Annotated in this window: 9 protein-coding genes and 1 rRNA gene; 3 read left to right on the forward strand and 7 right to left on the reverse strand. The window is 38.7% G+C overall.

Going from position 1 to position 8962, the window contains the following annotated elements; genetic code table 11:
• Positions 1-55 precede the first annotated feature (55 nt).
• A 5S ribosomal RNA gene (rrf, locus tag ACT3RM_RS15830) occupies positions 56-170 on the forward strand.
• Between the two features lie 302 nt (positions 171-472).
• Here the strand turns inward: rrf and yjjG are convergent.
• Genes yjjG through ACT3RM_RS15845 form a run of 3 tightly spaced genes read right to left on the reverse strand, consistent with a single transcriptional unit; the run spans position 473 to position 2646 of the window.
• Positions 473-1147: a pyrimidine 5'-nucleotidase gene (yjjG, locus tag ACT3RM_RS15835; protein WP_441835845.1), complete on the reverse strand. Its 675-nt coding sequence runs from the start codon at positions 1145-1147 to the stop codon at positions 473-475.
• A gap of 10 nt (positions 1148-1157) precedes the next feature.
• The gene (gene yjjX / locus ACT3RM_RS15840) at positions 1158-1700 is read right to left on the reverse strand and encodes an inosine/xanthosine triphosphatase (protein ID WP_441835844.1); all 543 of its coding nucleotides are present in this window, start codon (positions 1698-1700) and stop codon (positions 1158-1160) included.
• A gap of 46 nt (positions 1701-1746) precedes the next feature.
• Positions 1747-2646 carry a phosphoribulokinase gene (locus ACT3RM_RS15845; RefSeq protein ID WP_441835843.1) on the reverse strand — a complete coding sequence of 300 codons (900 nt, stop codon included), beginning with the start codon at positions 2644-2646 and terminating at the stop codon, positions 1747-1749.
• A gap of 116 nt (positions 2647-2762) precedes the next feature.
• Here ACT3RM_RS15845 and ACT3RM_RS15850 point away from each other — a divergent pair, with 116 nt between their 5' ends.
• Positions 2763-3632, forward strand: coding sequence for a hypothetical protein (locus tag ACT3RM_RS15850; protein WP_441835842.1), 870 nt, complete (start codon positions 2763-2765; stop codon positions 3630-3632).
• 37 nt (positions 3633-3669) lie between these two features.
• The gene (locus ACT3RM_RS15855) at positions 3670-4035 is read left to right on the forward strand and encodes a hypothetical protein (RefSeq protein WP_441835841.1); all 366 of its coding nucleotides are present in this window, start codon (positions 3670-3672) and stop codon (positions 4033-4035) included.
• Positions 4036-4102: 67 nt separating this feature from the next.
• On the opposite strand, the gene ACT3RM_RS15860 is transcribed toward ACT3RM_RS15855, so the two are convergent.
• From ACT3RM_RS15860 to ACT3RM_RS15875, 4 genes are all read right to left on the reverse strand, one after another.
• Positions 4103-6673: a M1 family metallopeptidase gene (locus ACT3RM_RS15860; RefSeq protein WP_441835840.1), complete on the reverse strand. Its 2571-nt coding sequence runs from the start codon at positions 6671-6673 to the stop codon at positions 4103-4105.
• A 94-nt stretch (positions 6674-6767) separates the two neighbouring features.
• Positions 6768-7445 carry a hypothetical protein gene (locus ACT3RM_RS15865; protein WP_441835839.1) on the reverse strand — a complete coding sequence of 226 codons (678 nt, stop codon included), beginning with the start codon at positions 7443-7445 and terminating at the stop codon, positions 6768-6770.
• A gap of 81 nt (positions 7446-7526) precedes the next feature.
• Positions 7527-7877 carry a DUF2750 domain-containing protein gene (locus tag ACT3RM_RS15870; RefSeq protein WP_441835838.1) on the reverse strand — a complete coding sequence of 117 codons (351 nt, stop codon included), beginning with the start codon at positions 7875-7877 and terminating at the stop codon, positions 7527-7529.
• A 323-nt stretch (positions 7878-8200) separates the two neighbouring features.
• Positions 8201-8482 carry a peptidylprolyl isomerase gene (locus ACT3RM_RS15875; RefSeq protein WP_441835837.1) on the reverse strand — a complete coding sequence of 94 codons (282 nt, stop codon included), beginning with the start codon at positions 8480-8482 and terminating at the stop codon, positions 8201-8203.
• Between the last annotated feature and the right edge of the window lie 480 nt (positions 8483-8962).

Genomic DNA, 8962 nt, shown 5'->3' on the forward strand with positions numbered 1-8962 from the left:
CAGTCGAAGGACTTTAAACTTAATAATTAAAAATAAGAAAATTAAACAGAATTTTCTTGGTGAAAATAGCGTTTTGGACCCACCTGACTCCATGCCGAACTCAGTAGTGAAACGAAACAGCGCCGATGATAGTGTAGCATTTGTTATGCGAAAGTAGGACATTACCAGGATATAAATTAAAGAAACCCGTTACAGTAATGTGACGGGTTTTTTGCTGTCTGGTGTTTAATAAGTTTGGGACTGAGTAAACTGTCAGGAAGCCATGAAGAGCTCAGCAGTGATTGAATCAAGAAACATAGAGTCGCATATTTGTGATGTGTCTCGTGCCCGCTCTAGGCACTATGACACTACTAAGTTTTAAATTGAAGAACCCGCGTCAGAGATGAAGTGGGTTTTTTGTTATCTGCGATAAGGTATCTTTGTGGCTACGCTATTTATGCCCCTGTAGTACGTAACCTACACATAGACAGTACTAGAGCTTTAGGACTTGCTCTAGTTGTTGGAGGTTATCAATGATATGCGTTGGTTTTATATTATCAGGTAAGCTAGAACCTGGATGACGTAGCCAGCAGGTATCGATACCTGCATTTTGACCCCCTAAAATATCACTACTTGGCGTGTCGCCTACCATAAGAATTTTTTTCTTTGGTGGGTTACCCATTAACTGAAATGTGTGATTAAAGATTCCTGGGTTAGGTTTTGCGATACCGACCTGCTCAGAGATCACTAACCAATCAAACATGTCAGCTAAGCCTGTTTGCTTTAAACGACGAGCTTGTAACTGTGTAAAGCCATTAGTAATAATACCGAGCTTTGCATGGGGTTTTAATTTGTTAAGCAGTGATATAGCTCCTGGCAACGGCTTACAAATTTCAGCCATAGCTGTTAAAAAGTCGTCGTTGAGTTTTTTCGCTGGTACGTTTAGCTTTTTTGACCACTCGCTAAAGCGGGTAACTTGTAGATGTACTGCTGTTATCTTGTCATTTTGGTATTCAAGCCAAAGTGGTTTGTTTATCGCTTGAAAGTAACTGTAATCAGCCGCTGTAAAATCAACACTGTAGCTTTTGAACATGTGTTTTAGGCCTGCTTGAGCATCAAAACTAAATAAGGTTTCATCGGCATCAAATAACACGTGGCTGTACTTCATTATTACTCCGTTAAAGCTTGTATAAAGTTGGGTGTAAAAAAGGCGCCATGGCAAGTGTCAGCGCTTGAATATAAGTGCTTTCTCGCGTTGCTTGATGGTTAGTTAAAAGGCCAATGGCACCACCTTGTTGTTTTATGTTGGTGGTACTAAATGCAGTATCCATAACATCACCGAGCTCTTTACCTTCGATAAGTGAATTGTAAAGTGCTGATGGTAAAGGTAAGTTACTACTGCGTCCTATACTGCAATCTGAGTGATTAGCAATCACGACATATGCAAACGTGGCTGGGCCATAAGAAAAATTTTCTGCTCCGCCTTCCATTGCGCTGTAGAAGTCAGCTTGGTAGTGCTTTTGACAATATTGCACGCGATTTTGTGCGCCTATGCGAGTTTGTTCTTCGCCAATAGGTTGGTCGGGCACATTTGATGGTGCAGCAACCCCTTCACAATCAATATTATGATTGGGGTAATAAAGCTCGAATATTTTTTTAGCGGCATTAATCTTTACTGGATTTTTAGAACCGACAATTATTTTTAATGATAACTCACTCATACAGAGCGCTCCCGTTAAAAGTAATAGGGAAGTGTACGTGAGTTATTCAAATCGGCAAGCCTACTGGTGTTAAGTTTTCAAGAGCGCGTTTCTTTAAAATGATATCTTTTATCAGTGGCGTTAAAACTAATTCCATTGCTAATCCCATCTTTCCACCGGGTACTACGAGGGTATTAATTCGTGACATAAAGCTTCCCTCAATCATACGCAGATAATAAGGGAAATCTGCATCATCAATGCCCCTAAATCGGATCACTACGAAGCTTTCATCAAGTGAAGGAATATCTTTTGCGCTAAATGGATTCGATGTATCAACTGTAGGTACGCGCTGGAAGTTTATATGGGTACGAGAAAATTGCGGCGTAATATGGTTTATATAATCATCCATACTACGCACGATAGAGCCCATTACAGCTTCACGAGAATGACCGCGCTCAGAAGTGTCGCGAATAAGCTTTTGGATCCATTCAAGGTTTATTATAGGCACCATGCCAATCAGTAAATCAACATGTTTTGCAACGTCATGATCTTGATCAACAACGGCACCGTGCAGACCTTCGTAAAAAAGAATGTCGGTGTTTTTTTCAAGTTCCTGCCAGGGTGTAAATGTGCCTGGAAGTTGGTTATAAGGTACGGCTTCGTCAAAGGTATGTAAATAACGACGTAGCTTACCAGAACCTGTTTCGCCGTATGTGCCAAATAGCTCTTCTAGAGCACCAAAGTCATTGGCTTCACGGCCAAAATAACTAATATGTTTACTTTCACTTTGTGCTTCACGGATTTTTTTATCCATTTCAGGGCGAGTATAGCGATGAAAGCTATCACCTTCTATAAATGAAGCATCGATATTAAGACTACGAAATATATGCTTAATGGCATTCGTCGTTGTTGTAGTTCCTGCACCTGATGAACCAGTAATAGCAATTATAGGGTGTTTAGCTGACATAGTTATTCTCGTTATTATGCTCTAGTCATTTATAAAGAGCTTAACAGTGTAGGTCAAGTGACGGAATGTTTAAATAGCGTTATGATAGAACAATAAAATAATAATTAGAGAAAATGATGAATTTAATTTTAAAGGTGGCCCAGTTCATCACGGTAGCGGCACTTACACCACTAGTTACTAATGCAGCTATGCCTAAAAGTGAAATATTATTGGCGCATTTAAATACACCGCATGGCCTTAAAGTGAGCCGTATTACAGAAGCCGATAGTTACACTAATCAGCCATTATTAACTGAAAAAGGTATTTATTTTACCAAAGAGGTAATAGCAGATGAGCAAAGCCAAACCGATATCGCCTTTTATGACTTTGCTACTAAGCAAACTACCAACCTCACCAATAGTGAAGTAAGTGAATATTCACCTACACTATCACCTATTGGTGAAGGGCTTTCTGCAATTGTTGTTGAAAATAATACAAAGCAAAAATTATGGTATTACCCGTTTGATAAGTCAGCATCACCAAAACGTATCTTTGAATGGATCGAGCCGGTTGGTTATCATGCTTGGGGTGTAAATGACGATTTAGTAATGTTTATTTTAGGCGAGCCACATACTTTGCAATACACATCTGTAGCCTCAGCAAAGCCTGAAGTGGTAGCAAATAATATTGGCCGTACTCTGTTATTTAATAGCGCGAACAATCAGTATCTATTTAGTTATCAAAAAGAGCAGCAAAATTGGCTTGCTAGTTTTAAGCCTCAATCGGGTGAAGTAACTGAGCTATTTCGTTTGCCGCCATCACTACAAGATTTCATATTAATTAATGATCACACCTTAATTTATGCACTACAAAACCGCGTATATAAACGTTCTCTTATAAAACCTGATGAAGTATCACTATGGCTTGATTTAACGCCTTATTGCGATACTACGATTACGCGTATGAGTTATTTTTCTGAGCAGCTAGCATTTGTTTGTAAAAAGTAATAAGTTACCTGAAATACAGTTTACCTAAAGGGCGTTTATGTCAGTAAGCACGGAGCAGGTTAAAGAGTTAATTATTGAGTTGGGCTGTCGTAGTAATTTTCAAATTAAAAACATTACCGAATTTATGTTACCAAAATCAAAAGAGGCAATTTACCTTCATAGTGAAGGGGGGCATCCTAAAATAATAATTCGGCCAATATTTGAAATTTTTAATGACGATTTTTCAGCGCTTGATGGTGTAGCGCGTATTGATGGTTTTTTTCATAGTAGTGAAATGACGCGTTTTCCGACTCGTATATTTAAAAGTGCGAAACCTATTCACTATGGTTTAGCTTACAAGATCACCTCGCGCGAAGGCGCAGATGCATTTATTACTAAGTTAGTGAATACGATTTCTCAGTAATATATAAAAAGATACAAATAAAAACGGCAAGCGAGTAGCTTGCCGTTTATGCTTTTAAGGTACGTAGTTAACGCTTTAAGAAGTTATTGACTGATTCAAGCTCGCGCTCTTTGAGTGCGATACAAGTATTTACACTTTCTTCTAATTTACTTAATGTCCGAGCATAACCTGGGACTTCACTGATTTTATCAGTAAAGAACTTTTGTGTTTTTTGTAAGCTTGCCTCACTACAACCTGAAGTGGTGAAAAACGGTAAGTTAGGCACAAAAAACGGGGGTAGCTGAGCAACTACATTATCGTAATTAGCGTAAATCCAGTTGATGAATAAGGTTTCACGCGCATCGGTATACGCTTGACCAGACATAATGGTACGCATATCAGAGGCGGTTACTTCATCTGTTAAGCTATATTCAAGCACTGCATTTTGTAATTCTGGTTTACCAAAATAGCTCATTGCAGCAAGCATTTTAGTACGCACTTGTGGATCTTTCGTGGTTTTGAAAGTATTTTTATAAACGTCTAGTAAGGCTTTATCACCATGCAAAGCCGCTAAGTTTAAATAAGTAGATGCTAAGTAAGGGTCTACTTTCTCAGGGTTATTTAAATACAGTTGGGCTTGCACCTTTGCGGTATTGATCACACTTTGATCTTCGCCAGCAAAACCTAGCTGAGCAACAACTTGGCCTCTTAGCTGTGAAATACCCGCATCTTCACCTTCTTTTGCTGTTAAACCGTATTGCTTAGCTGCGGGTGTAATACTTTTACGAATAAACTCAGGCCATAGCTCTTTGTTGCTTCCATCTTCAAAAGTACGCTTTTTCGATGCTAAGTAACCCAGCGCTGTATTTGCAACGCGCGGGTGTTTGTCGCTAACAAAGGTTTCTAATGTTTGCATTAAGTGCGCGGCTGATATTACTCCTGCATCAAGTAATGCATCCGCAGCTGATAATAGCGCTAAGCGCTCACGTACACTGAGGTTTGTAGCCGCATTATCGATTAACGCAGCAAATTGCGGCTCATCAAGCACCCAGCGGTAATAACCAAGCGCACCTTGATCTGGATAAATCCACTCAGGTGCAAACTCAAGCTCTACTTTTTGGTTTTCTTTGGTTAGTAAAATATTGGCTGTTTTTACTTTATCCCCTGCACCATATTTAATCGCAACGGGTACATTCCATAACTGTGCAGGCGCATCAACACCGGCGTTAGTAAAGCGGCTCTGGTTTATGGTGATTGATTTACCTTGTTGGTTTACTTTTAGCAGTGGAAACGAAGATTGCTCAATAAATGACTTTAATACACTCGCTACGTCTTTATTTGAGGCTTTACCCAGTGCCTGCCATAAATCGGCAGCTTCAGCATTTTTATACGAAAACTCTTTAAGGTAAGCTTGAATACCTTTTTGAAAAGCATCTTCACCAATCCAGTTTTCAACCATGGCGAGTACTGAACTGCCTTTGCTGTAGGCAAGACCTAAACCATCCATAATGTCTGCTTCGGTTTTAATCGGCTTACGAATAGGCTTGGTGCTTAAACGGGAATCTAATGCCATTACTTTGTTTTGTGGTAAGTCTAAGTGCGACTCAAACTCAGGATTAAGTTGTGCGGTAATTTTAGCCGCCATCCAGCTTGCAAACGCTTCGTTTAACCATAAGTCGTTCCACCATTTCATCGTTACTAAGTTACCGTACCATTGGTGAGCAAGTTCGTGAGCAATAATAGAGATATTACGCTCTTTTTTGCTACGAGTTGCTGTGGCTAAATCAACTAATAGAATATCTTCACGGTAAGTGACTAATCCCGCATTTTCCATTGCACCGAATGGAAACTCAGGTACTGCGACTGAATCGAGCTTTTTATACACATAAGGAATGCCAAAATAATCCTCTAATGCGCTAAGTACTTTGGGTATGTTTTGTTCGGCGTATTCACCTAAATGAATTTTACCTTGCGGAGTAATTACGCGACCTGGAACTGCCATATCTTTTATTTCACGCTCTTCAAATGGGCCTACAGCCATTGCCACTAAATAAGAGGGAATTGGTGGTGTTTTATCAAAGAAGTGAGTGGTCATATCCTCATTAACTACGGTTTTAAGCTCTGGCGTATTGGCGTACACTTTTTGTGAGCTTGGCGCAGTAATGGTCAATTGAAAAGGGATTTTATAGCTTGGTTCATCAAAAACCGGAAATGCGCGGCGTGCATCACTCATTTCAAATTGGGTAAATAAATAAGGAACCCCTTGATCAAGGGTTTTATATAAACCAACACTTTGGCGATTATAAGGTGCGGTAAAATCAATTTTTAAAGTATATTTTCCTGGCTGGATCTGCTCATCACAGCTAAATTTTACTTTACCTGTTTTCAGCATTTCGGTACTTAAATCGCAATTTTCATCACCGAATAGTTGCGCCATTTGAGTAGCGTAATCAACACCGTTTAGCTCAATATATTTGGTCGGTTTTAGTACTTCAAGGGCTATTTCGGTTTTACCGCTAAAAGTATCTTGTGCAGGGTCGAGCGTAAGATCAACGTTTTGTGAACTTGGTTTAGCAAGTTTTTCAATAACAAACTCATTGGCATTTGCTGAACTTACCGCTAAGGCAATACTGAGTGTTAGTAGGCTTTTAATGAACATAGGAGTCTCTGATAGTTTCTTGTTAGAATGTATACAAAGCCATCCTATCAGTTTTTTATTAATTGAGTAATGAAGAACTTAGTAACAAAACTTGTCAGTCAGATTGCCTTGAAATAAAACGTTGCCAATGTAGTTGCGGGTTAACTACCCTAATTTGTTGGATGATTAAGTTAAGGCTGTGGGTATCGGTAAAAGCATCGTTTGAGTAGTTGTTAAAACCCATTAAATAATTAAAGGCGTCTTTATTGGCTGCTTGTAACGCGTAAATACGAATTTGCTGCTCAAAGTTAAGCCTAAGGCTACTAATGGCGGTTTTCATTCCAAGCTGATCAATACTGGGTATATTGCACTTTTGTAAGTAACCTGCGCGCTCGCCTTCACCTGAAAACCAAATTCGTACTTTTTCACTATAACGGCCAGATTTAGCAGGCAAGTCAAATAGTAATCGAGTATGGCCTTTGAGCTTTAGCATTTTTATATAATCACTCAAACCTGCATCAAATAGCGCCTGATGAATAGGTACTAATCGGGCTTTTATTTTTCCGCTAGTATGAAAATGAAAGCAAGGAATTGTAGTGTCGCAAAGATCACTAAGTGTTAAATGGCCAATTTCATCACTATATGCACCACTATAATAGGCAATAAGTGGTAGCCAAAAGTGCCAGTGCTTAGCTTGTTCATGGGGTAAGCGCTGGTCACCATAAATATAACCATGATTAATAGTGTGCAATTCCATAGCGGAAAAAGGCCTGCGGCCGAGATGGGATTTCAATTTAATACCTTGAAAGCAAAAATACTCGCTAGTTTATTGCAAATTTTATTAAACAAATAAACTAGCGAGTTTAAAGTAGGGTTATTCGCTTAATGCACGGGCAAGGCCTACCGGCTCTATTTCTATGCATACTTGGTCATCATTCCAATTTAAGCCAACTAGGGCATCATCAATTTTTAAGTCTTCAACCCATTCATCTAAAAGCTCAACAACACTAATTTCAACAGGGCTGTATCCTGCCCACTCTTCTTTACATTGCGCTTTAGCGCTGGCTTCACTTTCCCACAGAAGTAATACATCAGCGTTTTCAAACTGGTTTGATTCGCAAACTACAAAGCCACCATCTTCTGCACCAAGTGCCCAAAGTTGCTCGCTAAGGCGTACTTTTTCAACAAAACTGACTAGTTCAGATTCAATTTCAATATCACTCATGCTTTTTACCTTTTATATTAGTTACGTGGACTGGTTTGCTTGGCGCTTTTTTTAGGCTATATGTTTGCAACGCAATTAACTGAGAAGTAGCGTTAAACTCAATCAAGTAAGCAGTATCACTATTCATAGCCTTTAATTTTTATCAGTTAAATGACTATTTAAATAGTTTAATGTTTCAATAACTAGTTCATTTGTAGATTAAAATTATTTTATCATTCTTAATATCAAAACCAGAGTGTTGGCACAATAAAATTTTTACTCAAAAGAAAGCCGTACTCAATAAATGAACACGGCTTATATCGATTAAATTATAAATTGTACATTTACTCAGTACGGCTTGTTACTTCTAATAAGTGATAACCGAACTGTGTTTGTACTGGGCCTTGCACTTGATTAAGTGGCGCAGAAAAAACAACCTTATCAAACTCTGGTACCATCATGCCTGGACCAAACTCACCTAGTGCACCACCGTCTTGGCCAGACGGACAGTTTGAGTGTTCTTTGGCAAGCTCTGCAAAGCCTTCACCTTGCTCTATTTTGCTTTTTAAGTCTAAGCATTGCGCTTCGCTATCTACTAGTATATGTCTTGCACTTGCTACTGCCATAAATTCTCCCATTTAATTGTGGTGTATTTTTAACCATATTTACCGTTAGTCTAGTCTACTTGTTACTACATGTACCAGTTTAAATTTAAATATCTTAAATAGCCTTTTTAATAGCTGTAATTAATTTATCAAAATTGGGCTTAGTCTCACTATTAAAACGCCCAACTTGCTTGTGGTCAACATATACAACATATTTCTAAAAGTTCCAGCTGTGAGCTCGTTTGTATATTAAGGTGTTTAATATAGTGTCGGTATCATGGTTATGTCGCTCGCTGGCGGTATTCACGGCTAATAATAGTCTGTTTTTTATTGGTATAATAAATCAATGCTTTTTTATAGTGCGGCTTATGTAGTGTGACTTTGACAAAGTCATCGTTTTTAGTTGGCTATTTTGTACTGGTTGCTTTTCATCAGTTTATAGGGAGGCGTTAAGAAGGGCACTTATAAGCATTATACTTTTAAAAGAATGGTTATCAGAGC

It is taken from the genome of Pseudoalteromonas sp. AOP7-A1-14, assembly GCF_052376275.1.
Classification (GTDB): Bacteria; Pseudomonadota; Gammaproteobacteria; order Enterobacterales; family Alteromonadaceae; genus Pseudoalteromonas.

Excerpts from the sequence above, each read along its gene's own strand:
- ACT3RM_RS15845 (WP_441835843.1), bottom strand. The coding sequence starts at position 2,646 with ATGTCAGCTAAACACCCTATAATTGCTATTACTGGTTCATCAGGTGCA.
- ACT3RM_RS15870 (WP_441835838.1), bottom strand. The coding sequence starts at position 7,877 with ATGAGTGATATTGAAATTGAATCTGAACTAGTCAGTTTTGTTGAAAAA.
- ACT3RM_RS15855 (WP_441835841.1), top strand. The coding sequence starts at position 3,670 with ATGTCAGTAAGCACGGAGCAGGTTAAAGAGTTAATTATTGAGTTGGGC.
- ACT3RM_RS15860 (WP_441835840.1), bottom strand. The coding sequence starts at position 6,673 with ATGTTCATTAAAAGCCTACTAACACTCAGTATTGCCTTAGCGGTAAGT.
- yjjX (WP_441835844.1), bottom strand. The coding sequence starts at position 1,700 with ATGAGTGAGTTATCATTAAAAATAATTGTCGGTTCTAAAAATCCAGTA.
- ACT3RM_RS15850 (WP_441835842.1), top strand. The coding sequence starts at position 2,763 with ATGAATTTAATTTTAAAGGTGGCCCAGTTCATCACGGTAGCGGCACTT.
- yjjG (WP_441835845.1), bottom strand. The coding sequence starts at position 1,147 with ATGAAGTACAGCCACGTGTTATTTGATGCCGATGAAACCTTATTTAGT.
- ACT3RM_RS15875 (WP_441835837.1), bottom strand. The coding sequence starts at position 8,482 with ATGGCAGTAGCAAGTGCAAGACATATACTAGTAGATAGCGAAGCGCAA.